The following is a 19,453-nucleotide window of genomic DNA, read 5'->3' on the forward strand; positions in this document are numbered from 1 at the left end:
GGGCGTTGACGTTGGGGGCTGGAGGCGGCCGCAATGCGGCACGCCTCCATGCACGACGCCTCCATGCACGACGCCTCCATGCACGACGCCTCCATGCACGACGCCTCCATGCACGACGCCATCAGGCGGTCATCGCACGCTCGTCAGGCGAGTTCGGCGATCAGCTCGATTTCGACGCACGCGCCCAGCGGGATCTGCGCGACGCCGAATGCCGAACGCGCATGCTTGCCGGCATCGCCGAAGACTTCGGCGATCAGTTCCGACGCGCCGTTCGTCACCAGATGCTGGTCGGTGAAGTCCTGCGTCGAATTGACCAGGCTCATCAGCTTCACGACGCGCTTGACCTTGTTCAGGTCGCCCGTGTGCGCGTGCAGCGTGGCGATCAGCTCGATGGCGACGGCACGCGCCGCGGCCTTGCCTTCGTCGACGCTCACGTCCTGGCCGAGCTTGCCGGTCCAGATCTTGCCATCCTTCTTCGGCAGGTGGCCCGAGAGGAAAACGGTGTTGCCGGTCTGCGCGCTCATCACGTAGGCGGCGGCAGGCGCGCCCGCGGTCGGCAGTTCGATACCCAGTTGCTTCAATTTGTCATAGACGGACATGTACGGCTTCCTTGCAGAGGCGTTGAATCGGACCGAACCATCGGTTCGAAAGGTGAGGTGAGAGGCTGGTGTGGCGATTTTGACCTATCGCGTCGATCACGTCGATCACGTCGATCGCCACAGCGCCCAGCCTGGCGCACCGCCAGGCTGGCGGAAACGGCCAACGCGTCAGGCAGCGCGCCGCGCGAGCGCTTCGGCGACGAGCGCCCCAAGGCGCGCAACGCCGACCTCGATCTTCTCGGGCGGCACCGTGACGAACGACAGCCGGAGCGTATTCGCGGGCGGCGTGCCGACATAGAACGGCGCGCCGGGCACGAACGCCACATTCTGCGCAATCGCTTTTTCCAGCAACAGCATGGTGTCGATGCCGGCGGGCAATGTCAACCAGATGAACATGCCGCCGGCCGGCGGGGTCCAGGTGGTGCCTGTCGGCATGTGCTTCGCCAGCGAGGCCAGCATGGCGTTGGCCTGCGCGGCGTAGAGCGTGCGGATCGATGGGATGTGCGTGTCGAGGAAGCCGTCCTTCACAACCTCGTAGGCGATACGCTGCGTGAGGCTCGGCGTGTGCAGATCGGCGGCCTGCTTGGCCTGCACGAGCTTGGCGATCACCGCCTGCGGGCCGATGATGAATCCCAGGCGCAGTCCTGGCGCGAGCACCTTCGAGAAAGACCCCATGTAAAGCACGTGCTCCGGAGCGAGCGACATGAGGCTTGGCAGGCGCTGACCTTCGTAGTCGAGTTCGCCGTAGGGATCGTCTTCGATGATCGCCAGACCGTCGCGCTTGGCCACAGCGGCCAGCGCTTCGCGGCGCGCCATCGGCAGACGGCGTCCGGTCGGGTTCTGAAAGTTGGGCATGGCGTATAGGAAGCGCGCCCCCTTCGTCTGCTCGGGCGTGAGCGCCTCGGGCAGCAAGCCATGCTCGTCGGTGGGCACCGGCACATACGTCGGGGCGAACAGCGAGAACGATTGCAGCGCACCCAGGTAGCTCGGCGCTTCGACGAGCACGCGGCTGCCTTCGTCGATGAAAATCTTGCCGATCAGATCGAGGCCCTGTTGCGACCCCGTGGTGATCAGTACATTCTCGGGGGCGAGCGTCAGGCCGTCGCGCGAGTAGCGTTTCGCGATCCATTCGCGCAGCGGGGCGAAGCCTTCGGTGGCGCTGTATTGCAAGGCGGCCTGCGGCGATTCGGTCAGCACGCGCTCGGCGGCCGTACGCATGCGCTCGATGGGGAAGGTCGCGGGCGACGGCAGGCCGCCGGCGAACGAGATGACGTCCGGGCGCTCCGTGACCTTGAGGATTTCGCGAATCGCCGAGCTGGTCAGATGGCGGGCACGTTCGGAATATTGCCAATCATGCATGAGGGTCTCGCTTTGAGAAAGCGGCCGGATCGAGCGGCCGCGAGTATCGGGCGTTGCGTGTGCCGAGCGCGTGGGGGCAGGCGCAAACGCCGGGGGGCAGACGTGTCGCGGCGCAGGGATCGCATGCGCCGTGACGCGTCTTCAGACCGGTTTGCCCGTGAGTCGCGAGGCGCCGATCTTCATGTGCTTGCCGAGTGCGATGGTCAGGACGACGCCGGCGGCGAAGAGCCAAGTTGCCGTGTCGACGTGTTCGCCGAAAAAGAGGGCGGACAGCGCAATCGTGAAGAAAATCTGCAGCAATTGTACTTGGCCCACGCGTGCGATGCCGCCCATGGCCAGACCGGCATACCAGGCGAAGAAGCCGATGAATTGCGAGAACAGGGTGACATAGGCGAACGCGCCCCATGCCTTGCCGCTGACGGGCCACGGCTGGTGCCATGCTAGCCAGCCCACCGGCAGCACCAGCACCGGCGCCGACACCACGAGCGCCCAGCAGATCACCTGCCAGCCGCCCATCTCGCGGGCGAGCTTGCCGCCTTCGGCATAGCCCAGCGCACCGATGACCACCGCGAGCAGCATCAGCCCGTCGGCGGCGTGCAGGCTGCCGCCCCCGGCGCGCAGCGCGAAGGCAATCACCAGCACGCTGCCAACGAGGGCGCAGCCCCAGAACCCGCGCGACGGCCGTTCCCCGCCAAGCCAATAGGCGTAGATCGCGACACAGAACGGCTGCAAGCCGTTGACGACCGCGCCGTGCGACGCGGGAATCGTCTTCATCGCCCAAGCCGAGAACACCGGGAACGCGATGATCACGCCCAGCGAAGTGATCGCGAGACTCTTAATCTGACGACGCGTAGGCCACGCCTCACGACGCCACCAGAGCAGCGCGCCCGCAAACACGGAGGCGACCAGCGCGCGCCCCAGTCCGTTGAGCAGCGGGTTGACTTCCGCGACGACGATGCGTGTCATCGGCAACGTCAGGCTGAAGATCAGCACGCCGATCAGTCCGATCAGCATGCCCCGGGATTCGCGCGAATTCATGGTGTCGCCTCGTGTGTCTCGTTCTGGTTCATCCGCCCGCCCTGCGGTGCGCCGGGCGTTCGGTACAACGGGCCTAGCGCAGCGTGCGCGGGCCGTCAGGCGTGTCGATTTCCGCGGCGAGCGACGGCTCGACCAGCGTGGCTTCGACATTGAGAAGCGTGTCAGCCCCAAGCCACTGCAACTGCGCCTGGATCGCTGCCGCTTGCGGATGGAAGCCGCGCAATGCGGTGACGGCACAATCGGCGCTCGGCAGCGCATCGCTTGGGTGTTGCGCCGCGTCCCATTGAATCAGTGTCGGCAGGAGACCTTGTCCGGCGCCTTGCCAGGCGGGCAGGCTGCCGTCGTCGGGCACGCCGATCTGCCACGACAACGCGCCGCGCTGCATCGCCATGACCGGAGCCAGCCGCTGCGGATACTGGGCCTGCCAGCGCGGCAACGAGCGCGGACGATCCACGCGCGCCACCCAGTGCGCAAGGTACGGTCCGCGAGCGAGGCGCGCCTGCACGGCGTCGTCGTCGAGGCCGAACCAGCGCGGGCGGCTCGGCGGCGGGGCCTGCGGATCGATGGCGATGATCTCGAGATAGGCACCTCCCCACAGCCCCAGCAAACTGTTGTGCGTGCCCATGCGCGTGTGCTTGCCGCCACGCTGCGGCACGACCTCGGTGAGGCCGAGCTGCGCGATGACGTGGGCTTCGCCCGCCTCCAGCGTCTGCGCGGCAACGACGAGATGATCCAGTTTCAGGGCGTGGGGTGCGGTCATGGCGGGTTCCGGCGGCAAAATCGATAGCTTACTCCGCCTCGTTCCTTCCTCGGGTCATCCACGCGAGAGTCGCGTCATCGTCCGATTGGCCATGCGCACGGCGACATCGCGCCACGCCAGTCGCCAACCGACGCGCGGGGCGGGCTTGCCGGCGAACACAGAGCGTGCCGTCGCCGGCTGGCTCACGCGCAGACGTGCGCCGTCTTCCCACGTGCCGAGCCATACGCGCTGACCGGCTCGCATCTCGAAACTCTCGCCGGCGTGCAACCAATGGTCGGCGGGCTCGCCTTCCACGGTCAGCCACAGGACGCCTTGCAGCACCTGAAGCGATTGCGGTAGCTCGGCAGCCGGGGCCTGCCAGAAGACGGTCTGTCCCGGGTCCAGTTCGAAGAGTCGGATTTCACGCATGGCGGTCTCCAGTTGAGAGGACACTTTATCGGTTAATCCCGGTACAGTACCGGTACAGATGGCAAAGTAATCTTCGGTACAGTTCGGGATTGACAGGGATTTTGGCAGGCGTACAGTGGCGACCGATGCGTAACGCCCGGCATACCCGGCATACCTGGTGTACCCGAAATTCCGAACCGCCGCGTAGCCGCCAACGCAGCAGACACTTTGACCGCGACGCGCCAGTCACATTGGCCCAGGTGGATAGACGATGACGACCCCGACTCCCATTTCTCCGCTGGTGCTGGCGGACAACGCCGCGCTCGACACGTCGCGCATGACGCTGGTCGATCAGCTCGTCCATTGGGCGAGTCTGCGCATCGAGGAACGTGTTTTCCTGCCGGGCATGCGCATGCCGTCGATCCGCTCGCTCGCCGAAGACAAACGCGTGTCGCGCTTTTCCGTCGTCGAGGCCTATGAGCGGCTCGTCGCGCAGGGTTATCTCGAAGCGCGGCGCGGCTCGGGCTTTTACGTGCGCGAGCGGCCCGCGATGCCGCCGCAGAACGCGGCAGCGCCGATGGTCGCGCAGGGGCCCATCGATGTGGCCTGGCTCGTGCGCAGCATGCTTCACTCGGTCGCGCCGGAGCGCGGCCCGGGCATGGGCTATCTGCCGCCGAGCTGGCTCGATGCCGACATGATGACTTCGGCCATGCGCTCGATGAGCCGTCAGTCGAGCGCGCATCTGCTCCAAAGCGGCAACCCGCACGGCTTCCTGCCGCTGCGGGTGCAACTGCAGACGCAACTCGCGGAACTCGAGATCGGGGCGCGGCCCGATCAGATCGTGCTGACATCGGGCATTACGCAGGCGGTGGACTTTTTGCTGCGTCTGTACGTGCGCGCGGGCGATACGGTGCTGGTGGGGGACCCGGCGTGGTTCGTCATGTTCGGCCGCATCGCGTCGCAAGGCGCGCACACCGTCGGTGTGCCGTACACCCCCGACGGGATTGACATGCCAGCGCTGGAGCGGCTGGTGCAGCAGCATCGCCCCAAGTTGCTGATCCTCAATTCGATCCTGCAGAATCCGACCGGAACGTCGCTTACGCCCGCGCGCGCGTTCCAGATTCTGCGTCTGGCCGAGCAGTACGACTTCATGGTGCTCGAAGACGACATCTACTGCGACCTGTGCCCGTCGCATCAGCCGGTGGCGCGTCTGGCGAGTCTCGATCAGCTCAAGCGCGTGATTTACATGGGCAGCTTCTCGAAGACGCTCGCCGCGAACCTGCGGGTGGCGTTCGTGGCGTGCTCGCCGGCGCTGGCGAAGACCTTCGTCGATCACAAGATGCTGTCGGGGTCGACGACGCCCGAGATCAACGAGCGGATTGTCTACAAGGCGTTGACTGAGGGGCATTACCGGCGTCACGTGGAACGCTTGCGCACGCGTCTGGACGAGGTGCGCGACAGCACGCGCCGGCATCTGGAGCGCATTGGCCTGCGCATGTTCGGCGAACCGACGGCGGGGATGTTCTTCTGGGTCGACACGGGCGTCGACACCAGCGCGGTCGCCGCCGCCGGGCACGAAGCGGGCTTCCTGTTTGCGCCGGGGGCGTTGTTCTCGCCGCGTCAGGCGCCGAGTACGTGGATGCGCATGAATATCGCCTGTTCCAGCGATCCCGCCATGTTGACGTTCCTCTCGCGCCAGCTCGAACTGGCCGCCTGAACGGGGTGAACCCGCGCCCGTCGGGGGGGCTTCCCCGTGCTGTCGCGACGGTGCTGCCCCACGTTTCGACGCCATGCTGCCCATCTTTGCGCAAGCTGCCGCGAAATAACCCTTCCGCCGGCCTTGAAATGCCGTCCTGCCGTCCCTATTTCCATCGGGTACCGCCCGGCTCGGCGGCGCGCGCGCAAGCGCGTCGGCCGGCGGTCCGCGTCGATATTCCATCCATCTCACCGATTCACGAGGATTCCCGACCATGGCGCAAGACACCATGAGCTTTCAGGCAGAAGTCAAACAGCTTCTGCAACTGATGATTCATTCGCTGTACAGCAACAAGGAAATCTTCCTGCGCGAACTGATCTCCAACGCTTCGGATGCCGCGGACAAGCTGCGCTTCGAGGCGATCAACAACGCCGCGCTGTACGAGCAGGATCCGGAACTCAAGATTCGCGTGTCGTTCGACAAGGACGCCCGCACCGTCACCATCGAGGACAACGGCATCGGCATGAGCCGCGAGGAAGCCATTGCGCATCTCGGCACGATCGCCAAGTCCGGCACCAAGGAGTTCTTCTCGCGCCTGTCGGGCGATCAGCAGAAGGACGCCGCGCTCATCGGCCAGTTCGGCGTGGGCTTTTACTCGGGCTTCATCGTCGCCGATCGCATGACGGTCGAGTCGCGCCGTGCCGGGCTGCCGGCCTCGGAAGGCGTGCGCTGGTCGTCGGCGGGCGAGGGCGACTTCACGGTCGAGACCATCGAGCGCGCCCCGCGCGGCACCGCCATCACGCTGCATCTGCGCGACGGCGAAGACGAACTGCTCTCGTCGTGGCAACTCCAGTCGATCATCCGCAAGTATTCGGATCACATTTCGCTGCCGATCGTCATGCGCGGCGAGACGTGGGACGACGAGAAGAAGGCCATGGTGCCTGCCGAGACGGACGAGACCGTCAACCAGGCGAGCGCGCTGTGGACGCGCAGCAAGAGCGAGATCACCGACGAGCAGTACACACAGTTTTATCAGCACATCGCGCACGATATGCAGGCGCCGCTGGCCTGGACGCACAACCGCGTCGAAGGCCGCAGCGAATATACGCAACTGCTGTATGTCCCGGGCCATGCGCCGTACGATCTCTGGGACCGCAATTCGCAGGGCGGGTTGAAGTTGTACGTCAAGCGCGTGTTCATCATGGACGACGCCGAACAACTGTTGCCGAACTACCTGCGCTTCGTGCGCGGGGTGGTCGACTCCGCCGATCTGCCGCTCAATGTGTCGCGCGAAATTCTGCAGGAAAGCCGCGATGTGAAGGCGATCCGCGAGGGCTGCGCGAAGCGCGTGCTGAGTTTGCTCGAAGATTTGGCCGAGAACCAGAAGGACAAGTACACGCAGTTCTGGGGCGCGTTCGGGCAGGTGCTCAAGGAAGGCACGGGCGAGGATCAGGCGAACCGCGAGCGCATTGCCAAGTTGTTGCGCTTCGCCAGCACGCAAAACGATTCGGCCGAGCAGAACGTGTCGCTGGCCGACTACGTCAGCCGCATGAAGGACGGTCAGGACAAGATCTACTATGTCACGGCCGAGAGCTGGGTGGCGGCAAGCCACAGCCCGCATCTGGAAGTCTTCCGCAAGAAGGGCGTGGAAGTGCTGCTGCTGACCGATCGCGTCGACGAGTGGATGCTCTCGTACGTGCACGACTTTGACGGCAAGGCGCTCGTGAGCGTGGCGCGTGGCGACCTGGATCTGGGGGCGCTGGAAGATGCGGGGGAGAAGGCCGCGCAGGAGAAGACGAGCGACGACCTCAAGCCGCTCATCGAAAAGATGAAGGAAGTGCTCGGCGACAAGGCCAAGGACGTGCGCGTGACGTTCCGTCTGACCGATTCGCCGTCGTGCCTGGTGTCGGATGAGAACGATATGAGCGGCACGCTCCAGCGCTTGATGAAGGCGGCGGGGCAGAAGATGCCGGAATTCCGTCCGATTCTCGAAATCAACCCGGAGCACGCGTTGATCCAGCGTCTGACGGCCGAGCGCGCCGATCTGGCGGACTGGGCGCAACTGCTGTTCGATCAGGCGCTGCTGGCCGAAGGCGGCAGCCTGGACGATCCGGCGGCGTATGTGAAGCGCACCAACGCATTGCTGCTCGCCGCGCATTGAGGGCGGTAGTGCTGACAGCGCAGCGCTGACGGCGTTGCTGGAGGGCCCTTGCGTCGACATGTCGCGGGGGCCTTTTTGTTGTTGGCGCGAGCGTTGCTGGGCGGTGGATCGGCAGTGCCGAGCGGGTGTCCGGCGGCTGTCCGCGATGCAGCTACGGCGCGTTGCGCGGACGCCGCGCAGTGACATTGCGCCTTTATAATGCCGAGCCATGACTTTCCGATTCGATGTAAGCGGGCGGCGCTGGCAGGCTGTCCCGGCGCCGGCGCTCTCGCGTCGTCATAAAGACTGGCTCACCCGGGGCGGCGCGCTCACGCGTCATCTGTCTACCCTTGGCCGGGTGAGCGTGCGTGTCGTGGCCGAGCGCGTGATGCCGGCCGACGCGGATCAGTGCCGCGCCATCGGTGTGCCATTGCGCACGCCGATGTGGGCACGCGATGTCATTCTGCTGGTTGACGGCGAGCCGGTGGTCGTGGCGCACAGCGTCACGCCGCTCGCCTATAGCCGCTCGATCTGGCAGGCCATGCGTCGCTTGCGTACACGCCCGCTGGCCGATCTGCTCTATCACGATCCCACTGTCACGCGCTCCGTGCTGGTGTCGTGCCCGCTCGGGCCGCGCCATCTGCTGCACGGCCGTGCACGCCATGACGCGCGCGACCCGCTCGTCGGTGCGAACCCGCGTGCGCGGTTGTGGGCGCGTCGCTCGGTTTTCGTGCGTCGTGGGGCGCCGTTGCTTGTCACCGAAGCGTTCCTGCCGCGTTTCTGGCGGCATCTGCAAGCGGCGCAGGGTGCGCGGGCTTACGCCTGACGGATGCCATGACGACGGCTGCCATTTCGGAGCGCAAACGCAACTTTCCCCCGGTGGTGGATGCGCAAACGCGCGTCCTGATTCTGGGCAGCCTGCCCGGCGACGTCTCGCTGGCGCACCAGCAGTATTACGCACATCCGCAGAATCGCTTCTGGCATCTGGTGGGCGATACGATCCGCGAAGACCTGCCGTCGCTCGACTACGATGCGAAGCTGCGGGCGCTGCTCGCCCATCGCATCGGGTTGTGGGACGTGGTTGCCGAGGCTCGACGCAAGGGTAGCCTCGACAGCAATATCCGCGACCATACGGGCAACGATCTGATCGGACTTATCGAGACGCTGCCGGGTCTCGAGGTGATTGCATTCAATGGCGGCACGGCGGCCCGGTTGGGCATGAAAGCGCTCGCCCGCCATGCGGATCGGTACCGGATCGTGATGCTGCCCTCAAGCAGCCCGGCCTACACGTTGGCATACGCGGAAAAACTTCGCACGTGGCAGGCATTGCAGGCGTGGTTGTCTGGCGAACCGCGTCCGGCATCGCCAGGACATGTCGCCACGTGACGTCAAACGCAGCCCGGGATAGCGTTTCAGCGGCGTTAGCGCATCAGGCACGAGGTGCGCCGTTGGACGCGTCCGTCGACCCGACGACGTTGCGGATCAACTGATCCATCTCTTTGATGATGTCCGCAAGCACCTGCGTGATCACCGCGAACTCCCTGCCATGCTCTCCGGCCCGTGCCGCCGAGATGCGCGCATTGATGGCGACGATGTTCGCTTGCATTGAAATACCGCTCAGGCGCTCCACGAGATTGGCCTGACGCTTGCGTACCGCGACTTCGCAGCGGTGCAATTCCTCCTGATAGGCCTGCGTGACGGTCTGCAGCAGTTCGAGTATTGGCGTGGCCTGCGCGACCAGTCCATCGAGGGAGGACGCATGCGAGCTGGTGCCCGCCGCGGGCGCATCTATTGCCATCCTGACCTGAGCAATGAAGTCGCGGATACGCGCATCGGCGCGCGAACTCCCGAAGTAAAGCTGCTGCAAGGCGTTCGAGAATGCGCCGGGAAAGCGCTCATTGCCCGCCGCGAGATCCGAATGCGCCGATTCGAACATCGACAGACACTGGCGTGCGATATCGCGCGCAGCCGTGTCGCCACGCGAAGCGAGTAGCAACTGGAGGATGATCCGTTGCGACAGCATGCGCTGTCTGCCGGACAGGTTGATCAGGGTGCCGATGGTTTCGGCGGACACTTCGGCCTCGGTTGACTGAGTAGAGAAAGCGTTCATGCCATGCCTTACAGGGAGTGTCGAGGCGGATGCGCACCGCGCTGACCGGCAACGAAAAAGCGCCCCGACGCGAGAGGCCTGCAAACCGGTGGTCCGGTGCGGGATCCTCTCGCTTCGGGGCGCCATTGCCCGGGACACTCCATGTCGGAGCGTGTCATCGCGACTTGCCAGTTTGTTTTCAGGCCGCCGTTGGCCTGTGCCTCACTTCAGCAATATCCATGCCATCACGCGTAGCCGCGGCATCGGGCGTCGGGGCGCAACGAAATGGTGCGGCGGCACCGGCCAGGGCACCGATCTTGTGCCAGATGCGTCATCACGACGCGTGCGTTGCGGCGTCTCGACGGGGGCGGGAAGCGAACCCGGTACAATGCGTTCCCATCGGAATCTCCCGAGTTTCATCGAAGGACACATGACCCTCATCAAACGCAAATCCATCGAAGCCGAAGCGTTCGTCAGCGACGAGCGCACCGCCCGTTCTCCCCGTCCCGCGTACAAGCCGCGCTTTGCGCCGGTGACGTTCTCCGAAATGGGTGGCGTGCGTTACCTGCATTTCGGCACGCCGTGGGTGCAAGGGGCGATGCGTCTGTCCAAGCCTGACCGGATCGAGCTGGAATACGCGCAGCAGATGATGGCGTGGTTGCTGTTCATGCGCGCACCCAAGCACGTGGTCCAACTGGGCCTCGGCACGGGTTCGCTCACCAAGTTCTCGCATCGCCAGTTCCCGCGCACGCAGGTCACCGCCGTGGAGCTGAACCCGGCCGTGGTCGTGGCCGCGCGCACGATGTTCAGCCTGCCGGACGACTCGCGTCGACTGAAGGTGCTCGAAACGGATGCGTGGGATTTCGTCACCGACACCGCGACGCACGGCACGGTCGACGTGCTGCAAGTCGATCTCTACGATGCGACCGCGCGCGGCCCCGTGCACGACACGCCTGCGTTCTACAAGGCCTGCCGCGCGACGCTGCGTGAACCGGGCATGCTGACGATGAACCTGTTCGGCGATCACGACAGCTATCCGAAGAACATCCGACGTCTGCGTCAGGCCTTCGACAATCGCGTGATCGAGTTCCCGGAAGTGCACGACGGCAACGTCATCGCGCTGGCCTTCAACGGCCCGCTGCTGTCGGTCGAGTGGAAGGACGTGGAAGCCCGCGCCAAGGTGGTGGAAGCCGCCACGGGCCTGCCGGCCAAGCGTTGGGTCAAGCAGCTTCGTTCGGCCAACGGCGACGGCGGTCCGGTGCTGACGATCTGACGTCACGGCGTCAGGGCACCTCTGCGCGTCTCGGCGCGGCGATGCTTGTCGTGGATGCAAAAAAAGCCAGCCGCGAGGCTGGCTTTTCATTGGGCGCGACGGACTGGCCGTCTCAGGCCGCGACTTCCTCGATACTCAGTGGCTGGCCACCTGCCACAATCGCCAGCAGGTGGTCGACGTTCGGATGCGCGCCCGGGCGGTTGCGCGCATCGGCCGTGTGCTCGCCGAAGACAGCCAGCCCATGCTCGGCGGCCTTGGCGTCGAGCGTGCCGAAGGCCTGCTTGAGGTAGTGGTACACGGCGAGCGAGCCTTGCTTGCCCGGTGCGTTCTCTATGGTCGCCACGACCGCGCCCGTGCCGTCGCGCAGCGCAATGCGCGCGATACCCTCGATGCTGCCGATGGCGGCCATCCGTGCGAGGTTGTCCTTGAAGACCGGGGTCGGTTCGATCACTGCCATGGTAGTGCGGCTCCTGCGGTTACGTTGCGTTCGAAAAATGTTGCGGGCCGAATGGTACCACCTCGGCCCTCTGCGTTTCATACCAGGCTCACGCGCGCCGCCATTGCAGGATCGTCAGCGTCAGCACGCCCGCGATCAGACCCCAGAACGCCGAGCCGACGGACAGCAGCGTCAGGCCCGACGCCGTCACCATGAACGTGATGAGCGCGGCTTCGCGCTGGCGGGTGTCGTGCATGGCATTGGCCAGGCCGTTCATGATCGAGCCGAACAGCGCGAGAGCGGCAATCGAGACCACAAGCGCCTTCGGAAACGCCGCGAACAAGGCCGCGATGGTCGCCCCGAACGTGCCCGCGATCAGATAGAACACCCCCGACCACACGGCCGCCGTGTAACGCTTGGCCGGATCTTCGTGGGCTTCGCGTCCGGTGCAGATGGCCGCCGTGATGGCCGCCAGATGAATGCCGTGCGAGCCGAACGGCGCGAGCAGCACCGAGGCGATGCCCGTCGTCGAGATGAGCGGCGAGGCCGGCACCTTGTAGCCGTCGGCGCGCAGCACGGCGAGCCCGGGCACGTTTTGCGAGGCCATCGCCACCACGAACAACGGGATCGCGATGCTGATCGTCGCCGACAGCGAGAACGACGGCGTGGTCCACACGGGCTGCGCGAGCGAGACGTGGAAGTGGCTGAAATCGAGCAGGCCGACCCCGCCCGCCACGGCGGTGCCTACGATCAGCGCCACCAGAATCGCGTAACGCGATGCGAAGCGCTTGACGACGAGATACGTGAAGAACATCGCGAGCACGAGCGCCGTCTGGTGCTGTGCGGCGACGAAGATCTCCAGCCCAATGCGAAACAGGATCCCCGCGAGCAGCGCGGACGCCAGCGCGGGCGGCACCCGGCGCATGATCGTCTCGAAGCCCCCCGTCAACCCGCACAGGGCGATGAGCGCATTGCAGACGATGAACGCGCCGATGGCCTCGCCATAGGGCACGCCCGGCAGCGACGTGATCAGCAGCGCGGCGCCCGGCGTCGACCACGCCACGACCACTGGCGTGCGATAGCGCAGCGACAGCCCGATGGTCGTCACGCCCATGCCGATGGACAGCGCCCAGATCCAGGACGAAATCTGTGCCGGTGTGAGGTGGGCGGCCTGTCCGGCCTGGAACATCAGGATGAGCGAGCTGGTGTAGCCCGTCATCATGGCCACGAAGCCGGCGACGATGGCCGATGGCGACGTGTCCGCCAACGGTCGAAGCGGCGGCAGGGGAGTCGTGCTGGACGTCATGATGGGAAGCGGTCTCTTGTCTCGTGTTGCGTTATTGGTGCGTTGGTGCTGCCGCGCCTTGCTATCGCGGGCGGCGAGCCTTACTTGCTCAGCACGCGCATGGCCGACTCCAGCCCGGCGAGCGTAATCGGATACATGCGCCCCGCGAATAGCTGGCGAATGACCGAGATCGACTGGCGATATTGCCATATCGCCTCGGGTTCCGGATTGAGCCAGGCGTGATGCGGGTAGCGATCGATGAAGCGGCGCAACCACACCGCCCCGGCTTCGGCGTTGTTGTACTCGACCGAGCCGCCCGCCTGCAGCACTTCGTACGGACTCATGGTGGCGTCGCCCACGAAGATCAGTTTGTAGTCGGGCGGGTATTTGCGCAGCACGTCCCACGTCTCAAAGCGTTCATTGTGGCGGCGTCGGTTCTGCCGCCACAGGTAGTCGTAGACGCAGTTGTGGAAGTAGTAGAACTCGAGATGCTTGAATTCGGATTTCGCCGCGGAGAACAGCTCCTCGGTGCGCGCGATATGGTCGTCCATCGAGCCGCCCACGTCGAGCAGCATCAACACCTTCACGTTGTTGTGACGCTCCGGCACGAGCTTCAGGTCAAGCCAGCCGGCGTTGGCCGCCGTCGAGCGAATGGTGTCGTCGAGATCCAGCTCCTCGGCCGCTCCCTCGCGCGCGAACTTGCGCAGACGCCGCAACGCGACCTTGATGTTGCGCGTGCCGAGTTCCACGGCGTCGTCGTAGTCGCGATAGGTGCGCTGGTCCCACACCTTGAGCGCTGTGCGATTGCCGTTGCTCTCGCCGCCGATGCGGATGCCTTCGGGGTTGAAGCCGCCATTGCCGAACGGCGAGGTGCCGCCGGTGCCGATCCACTTGTTGCCGCCTTCGTGGCGGCCTTTCTGCTCGTCGAACAGTTGCTTCAGGCGTTCCATGAGCTTGTCGAGCCCGCCCAACGCCTGAATGCGCGCCTTGTCTTCGGGCGACAATTCGCGTTGCATGCGCTGCTTGAGCCATTCGAGCGGCACCTCGCCCGAGGCGTCGACGATTTGTTGCACGCCTTTGAAATACGCGCCGAAAGCCTGATCGAACTTGTCGTAGTGCTTCTCGTCCTTGATGAGCGAGAGGCGCGCCAGATAGTAGAACTCGTCGAGCGAGGGCGCGATGACCTGACGCTGCAACGCTTCGAGCAGCGTCAGGTATTCCTTGACCGAGACCGGCAGCTTCGCCGCGCGCAAGGTATAGAAGAAGTCGATCAGCATGACGGAGGCGCGCTTACCGATTGGCGCGATTCATGAAGACGAGGCGCTCGAACAGATGCATGTCCTGTTCGTTCTTGAGCAGGGCGCCGGCCAGCGGCGGAATCGCGAGCTTGTTGTCGGCGCTGCGCAGCGCTTCCGGGCCGATCTCCTCGGCCATCAGCAGCTTGAGCCAGTCGATCAGCTCCGAGGTCGATGGCTTCTTCTTGAGTCCGGGAATATCGCGCACCTCGAAGAAGGTCGCCATCGCGGCGTTCACCAGCTCGCGGCGAATGTTCGGGAAATGCACGTCAATGATCGACTGCATCGTCGACGGCTCGGGGAACTTGATGTAGTGGAAGAAGCAGCGCCGCAGGAACGCGTCGGGCAGTTCCTTTTCGTTGTTCGACGTGATGATGACCAGCGGACGGTGGCGTGCCCTCACGAGCTGGCGCGTCTCGTACACATAGAACTCCATGCGGTCGAGTTCGCGCAGCAGGTCGTTGGGGAATTCGATGTCGGCCTTGTCGATCTCGTCGATCAGCAGCACGACGGGCTGGTCGGCCTCGAAGGCCTGCCAGAGCACGCCCTTGACGATGTAGTTGGCGATATCGCGCACCCGCTCGTCGCCCAGTTGCGAATCACGCAGGCGCGAGACGGCGTCGTATTCGTAAAGGCCTTGCTGGGCCTTGGTGGTGGACTTCACGTGCCATTGCAGCAGCGGCATGTCGAGCGCGGCGGCGACTTCCTCCGCGAGCATCGTCTTGCCGGTGCCGGGTTCACCCTTGATGAGCAGCGGTCGTTGCAGCGTGGCCGCCGCGTTCACGGCGAGCTTGAGGTCGTCGGTCGCGACGTACTGGGAAGAGCCTTCGAAGCGCATTGTCTGAGCCGTCCGCAAACAGCCGGCCTACCGGCCGGGCAGGGAAAAAGTTCAGTATAAGACATTGCGCATACGGCTCGCTCGCGCGGTGAAAATTGACTGTGACATCAAGGGCTTGCGGAAAAACTTCGGAGAACTGTGCGGGTCAGCCCCGAGTTTGCGCTACGAAGGGTGTGGGTTACAATCGATTGCTTTTTTCACAGGACGGCGGCCTTGGAGTCGGGACGCCGTCCTGCGTGTTGCGGGCCGGTATTCCAACCAAAAACGTTCCCAAGAAGACCATGAAAAAGTTCCTCACGATGATGGCGCTGGCGCTGGCGCTCGGCAGCACGTCGTTCATGTCGCTCGGTGCAGCGCATGCGGCCGATCTCAAGCCCAATCTCGACGCGGCCAAGGACAAGGTCGCCATGTGTATTGGCTGCCACGGCATTCCCGACTATCGCACCGCGTTTCCCGAGGTCTATCACGTGCCCCGGATCGGCGGACAGAATGCGAAGTACCTTGAAAACGCCCTGAAGGAGTATGCCAAGGGCGACCGCAAGTTCCAGACGATGCATGGCATCGCAGCCACGTTGACCGAGCAGGACATCGTCGACATTGCCGCCTACTACGCGGCACAGACGGCGTCGACGCCGGTCAATCCCCAGAAGTAAAACGTGCGTGGCTGAGGAGATCACGATGAAGCATTCGATGGTAAAGGCCGCCGCGGCGGCATCCCTGGCGCTCGGCGCCGTGCTCGCGGGTGGGGTCGGCTCGGCGTTTGCCGCCGGCGATGTCGCCAATGGACGCGCGCTCGTCGAGAAAGGCATGTGCGCCAGCTGCCATGGCGCCAATCTGAACGCGCCGATCAGCCCCGAGTATCCGAAGCTGGCTGGTCAATACGCAGATTACGTGTACAACGCGCTGCGGGCTTATCAGAACGAAACCAGCCTGATCTACGGTCGCAGCAACGCGATCATGAAGGCGCAGGTCATGTCCAATCCCGCCACGGTCGGTAAGGACGGCAAGCCGCGTCCATTCACCTCGCAGGAGCTGCGGGACATTTCGGTCTATGTCGAATCGCTGCCCGGCGATCTCGTCACGAAGAAGTAAGCGGTCCGGCCACGATATTCGGGCTCGGCATCAGGGAGGGACGACGGCGACCCTCAGGGGGAATCGTCGTCGCTGCATCGGGGCTGCCGACCAGCGTTCGTCGTTGACGAACCGCCGATATGCCTGCATGCCGATGTGCCGATCCACCGATCCGTCGTTACACTGGCCCGTCGACGTCGACGTCGACGTCGGCGCTCAGCGAGAAGCTTGCTGCTCGATGCGCTGCAGGTAGGCGTCCGAGTCGGGCGGCTGGCCGCTGCGTTGCGCTTCCCAGAGCGTTTGTCCCAGGCACTCCATGATGCGGTGCTGCGCCTCGTGGGGCGAATCCAGTCGTTGGCTCAGTTTCTCGTAGGCGGCACGAATGCCCGGCGGCTGGTCGATCGAGACCTGCTCGCTGATCGCCAGGTGCATCGACAGATGCAGGAACGGGTTGGTCTGTCCGGCTTCGGGCGAGTAATCGCGCGCGCTGGCGTCTTCGGTGTCGGACAGCGCGTCGTGGTACTCGGGGTGGGCTTGGATCCAGTCGGCGGCCATGGTCTCGAGCGGCGTGAGGATGCTGCCGCTGCGCTGCTTTTGCCAGGTGGTGCAGAAGAATTGCCGGACTTCGTCACGGCTCGGATTGAACATGGGGACTCCGTGGGGTTCTGATGTCGCCGCTTGCGGCGCGCCGCGCCTTGACTACAATGGCGGATCGATGGCCGCTGTGCGTCGGGCCAGGCGCGGGCGAAACGCGTCGCCAACGCCTGAAAATCACGCCGTATTGTCGCTCAATTTGTCCAATCATGTCGCAAAGCCCTCGCGCACACGCGCCCTCCGGCAACGTCGCCGTCATGCCACCGCCACCCCGTCCCTCGGCCTGGACCGGCGTCGCGCTGATTGCCGTATCGGCATCGGCGTTCGGCGCCATGGCGATCTTCGCGCGCGCGGCAGCGGCGTCCGGCGCGGACATCTTCGCGATGCTGTTGTTTCGCTTCTTCGTCGCCGCCGTCCTGTTGCTGGCCTGGTGCCGGTTGCAGCGGGTGCGCTTCCCGTCGCGCCGTCAGGCGCTCGGCATTGCGCTGATGGGCGGCATCGGCTACGTCGGCCAGTCGCTCTGCTATTTCGGGGCGCTGCAATATGCGCAGGCGTCGCTTGTCGCGCTGCTGCTCTATCTTTACCCGGTCTTTGTGACGATCCTGGCGGCGATCTTCCTGCATGAACGCCTCACGCCCGTGACGCTCGGCGCACTCGTGCTCTGCTCGCTGGGCACGGCGCTCACCGTTGGTGGCGGGCAGGGGCAACCGCTGGGGATGGCGTTGGCCGTGGCGGCGGCGTTGATCTATTCGGGCTACATCGTGATCGGCGCACGGCTGACACGCGGTGTCGACGCCCGCGCGACCGCCACGCTCGTCTGCCTGGCAGCCACGGTCTCGTTCGGCATGATGGCGGCGGTGCGAACCTCTCAAGGGCTGCCGCTGCAATGGCCCACGGGCACCGGGGGCTGGGCGGCGCTCGCCGCCATTGCCGTTTGTTCGACGGTCGTTGCCATTCTGACCTTCTTCGCTGGCCTGCAGCGGCTGGGCGCGGGGCGCGCCTCGATGCTCTCGACGCTGGAGCCGGTCGTCACGGTGCTGCTCGCCGCGATGCTGCTGGGCGAAACGCTCACGGCGGCACAGTTGGGCGGCGGCGTGCTGATTCTGGCCGGGGTGGTCTGGCTGTCGGCGCGCGGTGCTGCGGCAACCCCATGATCTTGAAGATATTTTTGCAGCGTCAGCGCGTGTCGCGCGGCAACGGTACAATCGCCGGTCATTCGCTACTCATCTCCCGAGGTCCATTGTCATGAGCATCATCGCCAAAGAAGCCATCGCCCAACTTTTCACCGATGCCCGCACGCATAACGTGTGGCTCGACAAGCCGGTCAGCGATGACACGCTGCGTGAGCTGTACGACCTCGTCAAATGGGGCCCGACGTCGGCCAATACCACGCCTGCGCGCGTGGTCTTCGTGAAGAGCCCGGAAGCGAAGAACCAACTGCTCGAATGCATGGCACCGGGCAACGTCGACAAGACCCGCTCGGCCCCCGTGACGGCGATCATCGCTTACGACCTGAAGTTCTACGAGCACCTGCCCAAGTTGTTCCCGAACGGTGCCGACAAGATGGTGCCGATGTTCTCGAGCGACCCCGCCAAGGCCGCCGGTGCCGCGCATATGAACAGCTCGCTGCAAGGCGGCTACTTCATCCTCGCCGCGCGCGCGCTGGGCCTCGATTGCGGTCCGATGGCCGGCTTCGATGCCCAGAAAGTCAACGATACGTTCTTCGCCGGCACCGAGTGGCGCGTGAACTTCATCTGCAACCTGGGCTACGGCGATCACGGCAAGCTGTTCCCGCGCAATCCGCGCCTGTCGTTCGACGAGGCGGCACGCATTATCTAAGCGGGGTTTGCCGCGCGCTGCGCGCACGCGCAGCGCGTACCGAACAAACGGGCGGTCCCGGTGTCGGGCCGCCCGTTGTCGTTTGTGCCCTCGTTACCGGGCGAGCAAATCAGGCCTTCGGCGCGGGCGTCTTGGGACGGAAATCGCACAGCGGCTCGATGGCGCAATGCCAGCACTCGGGCTTGCGCGCCTTGCACACATAGCGGCCGTGCAGGATGAGCCAGTGATGGGCGTCGTGCTTGAACTCGCGCGGGATAACGCGCTCCAGCGCCAGCTCCACGGCCAGTGGATCCTTGCCGGGCGCGAGGCCAGTGCGGTTCGCCACGCGAAAGATGTGCGTATCGACGGCAATCGTGTCTTCGCCAAACGCGGTATTCAGCACCACGTTGGCTGTCTTGCGGCCGACGCCTGGCAGCGCCTCGAGTGCTTCGCGCGAGCGAGGCACCTCGCCGCCATACGCATCGAGCAGCAACCGGCAGGTGGCGACGACGTTCTTGGCCTTGGTGCGGTACAGCCCGATCGTCTTGATGTAATCGGCGACACCGGCCTCGCCCAGCGCGAGCATCTTCGCCGGCGTGTTCGCCACGGCGTAAAGCTTGCGAGTGGCCTTGTTCACCGAGACGTCGGTCGCCTGGGCAGAGAGCAGCACGGCAATCAACAACTCGAACGGCGACGTGTACTCCAGCTCCGTCGTCGGATGCGGATTGAGTTGCTGCAGCGTTTCGAACAGGGCGCGGCGTTTGGCGTCGTTCAT

At 65.0% G+C, this 19,453-nt stretch carries 21 protein-coding genes; 9 read left to right on the plus strand and 12 right to left on the minus strand.

Annotated elements, in window-relative coordinates; genetic code table 11:
• Positions 1-143: 143 nt before the first annotated feature.
• The 5 genes from PEP31012_RS11740 to PEP31012_RS11760 all read right to left on the minus strand — a co-directional run bounded on the left by PEP31012_RS11740 (position 144) and on the right by PEP31012_RS11760 (position 4,164).
• Complete coding sequence (locus PEP31012_RS11740) at positions 144-599, minus strand: RidA family protein (protein WP_150563077.1); 456 nt, start codon at positions 597-599, stop codon at positions 144-146.
• A gap of 168 nt (positions 600-767) precedes the next feature.
• Positions 768-1,958, minus strand: a complete 1,191-nt coding sequence (locus PEP31012_RS11745; RefSeq protein ID WP_150589516.1) for an aminotransferase-like domain-containing protein — start codon at positions 1,956-1,958, stop codon at positions 768-770.
• Between the two features lie 141 nt (positions 1,959-2,099).
• Positions 2,100-2,996 (minus strand): DMT family transporter, encoded by an 897-nt coding sequence (locus PEP31012_RS11750; RefSeq protein WP_150589517.1) that lies wholly within the window; start codon positions 2,994-2,996, stop codon positions 2,100-2,102.
• Positions 2,997-3,069: 73 nt separating this feature from the next.
• A complete protein-coding gene (locus tag PEP31012_RS11755; protein ID WP_150589518.1) occupies positions 3,070-3,756 on the minus strand; it encodes a VOC family protein in 687 nt (228 codons plus the stop codon).
• 54 nt (positions 3,757-3,810) lie between these two features.
• Entirely contained in the window at positions 3,811-4,164 is a 354-nt protein-coding gene (locus PEP31012_RS11760) for a DUF2917 domain-containing protein (RefSeq protein ID WP_150589519.1), read from the minus strand.
• Positions 4,165-4,432: 268 nt separating this feature from the next.
• Here PEP31012_RS11760 and PEP31012_RS11765 point away from each other — a divergent pair, with 268 nt between their 5' ends.
• The 4 genes from PEP31012_RS11765 (at position 4,433) to PEP31012_RS11780 (ending at position 9,365) form a co-directional block, all read left to right on the plus strand.
• The gene (locus PEP31012_RS11765; RefSeq protein WP_425494954.1) at positions 4,433-5,860 is read left to right on the plus strand and encodes an aminotransferase-like domain-containing protein; all 1,428 of its coding nucleotides are present in this window, start codon (positions 4,433-4,435) and stop codon (positions 5,858-5,860) included.
• 253 nt (positions 5,861-6,113) lie between these two features.
• Positions 6,114-8,000 carry a molecular chaperone HtpG gene (gene htpG, locus PEP31012_RS11770; protein WP_150589521.1) on the plus strand — a complete coding sequence of 629 codons (1,887 nt, stop codon included), beginning with the start codon at positions 6,114-6,116 and terminating at the stop codon, positions 7,998-8,000.
• Positions 8,001-8,208: 208 nt separating this feature from the next.
• A complete protein-coding gene (locus PEP31012_RS11775; protein WP_150589522.1) occupies positions 8,209-8,805 on the plus strand; it encodes a chorismate--pyruvate lyase family protein in 597 nt (198 codons plus the stop codon).
• Positions 8,806-8,813: 8 nt separating this feature from the next.
• Positions 8,814-9,365: a DNA-deoxyinosine glycosylase gene (locus PEP31012_RS11780; protein ID WP_150589523.1), complete on the plus strand. Its 552-nt coding sequence runs from the start codon at positions 8,814-8,816 to the stop codon at positions 9,363-9,365.
• A 43-nt stretch (positions 9,366-9,408) separates the two neighbouring features.
• Here PEP31012_RS11780 and PEP31012_RS11785 read toward each other — a convergent pair whose 3' ends face one another.
• On the minus strand, positions 9,409-10,089 hold the full coding sequence (locus PEP31012_RS11785) for a type IV pili methyl-accepting chemotaxis transducer N-terminal domain-containing protein (RefSeq protein WP_150589524.1): 681 nt from the start codon (positions 10,087-10,089) through the stop codon (positions 9,409-9,411).
• A 409-nt stretch (positions 10,090-10,498) separates the two neighbouring features.
• Between PEP31012_RS11785 and PEP31012_RS11790 the strand changes: the two genes are divergently transcribed.
• On the plus strand, positions 10,499-11,341 hold the full coding sequence (locus tag PEP31012_RS11790; RefSeq protein WP_150589525.1) for a class I SAM-dependent methyltransferase: 843 nt from the start codon (positions 10,499-10,501) through the stop codon (positions 11,339-11,341).
• Positions 11,342-11,453: 112 nt separating this feature from the next.
• Here the strand turns inward: PEP31012_RS11790 and PEP31012_RS11795 are convergent, their stop codons facing one another.
• The 4 genes from PEP31012_RS11795 to PEP31012_RS11810 form a co-directional block, all read right to left on the minus strand.
• Positions 11,454-11,792, minus strand: coding sequence for a DUF2322 family protein (locus PEP31012_RS11795; RefSeq protein ID WP_150589679.1), 339 nt, complete (start codon positions 11,790-11,792; stop codon positions 11,454-11,456).
• A 94-nt stretch (positions 11,793-11,886) separates the two neighbouring features.
• Positions 11,887-13,083, minus strand: coding sequence for a benzoate/H(+) symporter BenE family transporter (locus tag PEP31012_RS11800; RefSeq protein WP_150589526.1), 1,197 nt, complete (start codon positions 13,081-13,083; stop codon positions 11,887-11,889).
• Between the two features lie 80 nt (positions 13,084-13,163).
• Entirely contained in the window at positions 13,164-14,339 is a 1,176-nt protein-coding gene (locus tag PEP31012_RS11805) for a vWA domain-containing protein (RefSeq protein ID WP_150589527.1), read from the minus strand.
• Between the two features lie 13 nt (positions 14,340-14,352).
• Positions 14,353-15,195 carry an AAA family ATPase gene (locus tag PEP31012_RS11810; protein WP_150589528.1) on the minus strand — a complete coding sequence of 281 codons (843 nt, stop codon included), beginning with the start codon at positions 15,193-15,195 and terminating at the stop codon, positions 14,353-14,355.
• 281 nt (positions 15,196-15,476) lie between these two features.
• Between PEP31012_RS11810 and PEP31012_RS11815 the strand changes: the two genes are divergently transcribed.
• Positions 15,477-15,848 (plus strand): c-type cytochrome, encoded by a 372-nt coding sequence (locus tag PEP31012_RS11815; protein ID WP_425494951.1) that lies wholly within the window; start codon positions 15,477-15,479, stop codon positions 15,846-15,848.
• 25 nt (positions 15,849-15,873) lie between these two features.
• Positions 15,874-16,287 (plus strand): c-type cytochrome, encoded by a 414-nt coding sequence (locus tag PEP31012_RS11820; RefSeq protein ID WP_246171257.1) that lies wholly within the window; start codon positions 15,874-15,876, stop codon positions 16,285-16,287.
• Between the two features lie 195 nt (positions 16,288-16,482).
• Here the strand turns inward: PEP31012_RS11820 and PEP31012_RS11825 are convergent, their stop codons facing one another.
• Positions 16,483-16,914, minus strand: a complete 432-nt coding sequence (locus tag PEP31012_RS11825) for a DUF1841 family protein (protein ID WP_150589529.1) — start codon at positions 16,912-16,914, stop codon at positions 16,483-16,485.
• A gap of 203 nt (positions 16,915-17,117) precedes the next feature.
• On the opposite strand from PEP31012_RS11825, the gene PEP31012_RS11830 reads away from it, so the two are divergent.
• Together PEP31012_RS11830 and PEP31012_RS11835 are read left to right on the plus strand one after the other, a co-directional pair.
• A complete protein-coding gene (locus PEP31012_RS11830; protein WP_150589530.1) occupies positions 17,118-18,014 on the plus strand; it encodes a DMT family transporter in 897 nt (298 codons plus the stop codon).
• Between the two features lie 91 nt (positions 18,015-18,105).
• A complete protein-coding gene (locus tag PEP31012_RS11835) occupies positions 18,106-18,699 on the plus strand; it encodes a malonic semialdehyde reductase (RefSeq protein ID WP_150589531.1) in 594 nt (197 codons plus the stop codon).
• A 109-nt stretch (positions 18,700-18,808) separates the two neighbouring features.
• Here PEP31012_RS11835 and nth read toward each other — a convergent pair whose 3' ends face one another.
• On the minus strand, positions 18,809-19,453 hold the full coding sequence (gene nth, locus PEP31012_RS11840) for an endonuclease III (RefSeq protein ID WP_150589532.1): 645 nt from the start codon (positions 19,451-19,453) through the stop codon (positions 18,809-18,811).

It is taken from the genome of Pandoraea eparura (assembly GCF_902459725.1).
Classification (GTDB): domain Bacteria; phylum Pseudomonadota; class Gammaproteobacteria; order Burkholderiales; family Burkholderiaceae; genus Pandoraea; species Pandoraea eparura.

Coding starts and splice junctions, on each gene's coding strand:
- PEP31012_RS11740 (WP_150563077.1), bottom strand. CDS start 599: ATGTCCGTCTATGACAAATTGAAGCAACTGGGTATCGAACTGCCGACC.
- PEP31012_RS11745 (WP_150589516.1), bottom strand. CDS start 1,958: ATGCATGATTGGCAATATTCCGAACGTGCCCGCCATCTGACCAGCTCG.
- PEP31012_RS11750 (WP_150589517.1), bottom strand. CDS start 2,996: ATGAATTCGCGCGAATCCCGGGGCATGCTGATCGGACTGATCGGCGTG.
- PEP31012_RS11755 (WP_150589518.1), bottom strand. CDS start 3,756: ATGACCGCACCCCACGCCCTGAAACTGGATCATCTCGTCGTTGCCGCG.
- PEP31012_RS11760 (WP_150589519.1), bottom strand. CDS start 4,164: ATGCGTGAAATCCGACTCTTCGAACTGGACCCGGGACAGACCGTCTTC.
- htpG (WP_150589521.1), top strand. CDS start 6,114: ATGGCGCAAGACACCATGAGCTTTCAGGCAGAAGTCAAACAGCTTCTG.
- PEP31012_RS11775 (WP_150589522.1), top strand. CDS start 8,209: ATGACTTTCCGATTCGATGTAAGCGGGCGGCGCTGGCAGGCTGTCCCG.
- PEP31012_RS11780 (WP_150589523.1), top strand. CDS start 8,814: ATGACGACGGCTGCCATTTCGGAGCGCAAACGCAACTTTCCCCCGGTG.
- PEP31012_RS11785 (WP_150589524.1), bottom strand. CDS start 10,089: ATGAACGCTTTCTCTACTCAGTCAACCGAGGCCGAAGTGTCCGCCGAA.
- PEP31012_RS11790 (WP_150589525.1), top strand. CDS start 10,499: ATGACCCTCATCAAACGCAAATCCATCGAAGCCGAAGCGTTCGTCAGC.
- PEP31012_RS11800 (WP_150589526.1), bottom strand. CDS start 13,083: ATGACGTCCAGCACGACTCCCCTGCCGCCGCTTCGACCGTTGGCGGAC.
- PEP31012_RS11805 (WP_150589527.1), bottom strand. CDS start 14,339: ATGCTGATCGACTTCTTCTATACCTTGCGCGCGGCGAAGCTGCCGGTC.
- PEP31012_RS11810 (WP_150589528.1), bottom strand. CDS start 15,195: ATGCGCTTCGAAGGCTCTTCCCAGTACGTCGCGACCGACGACCTCAAG.
- PEP31012_RS11815 (WP_425494951.1), top strand. CDS start 15,477: ATGAAAAAGTTCCTCACGATGATGGCGCTGGCGCTGGCGCTCGGCAGC.
- PEP31012_RS11820 (WP_246171257.1), top strand. CDS start 15,874: ATGAAGCATTCGATGGTAAAGGCCGCCGCGGCGGCATCCCTGGCGCTC.
- PEP31012_RS11825 (WP_150589529.1), bottom strand. CDS start 16,914: ATGTTCAATCCGAGCCGTGACGAAGTCCGGCAATTCTTCTGCACCACC.
- PEP31012_RS11830 (WP_150589530.1), top strand. CDS start 17,118: ATGCCACCGCCACCCCGTCCCTCGGCCTGGACCGGCGTCGCGCTGATT.
- PEP31012_RS11835 (WP_150589531.1), top strand. CDS start 18,106: ATGAGCATCATCGCCAAAGAAGCCATCGCCCAACTTTTCACCGATGCC.
- nth (WP_150589532.1), bottom strand. CDS start 19,453: ATGAACGACGCCAAACGCCGCGCCCTGTTCGAAACGCTGCAGCAACTC.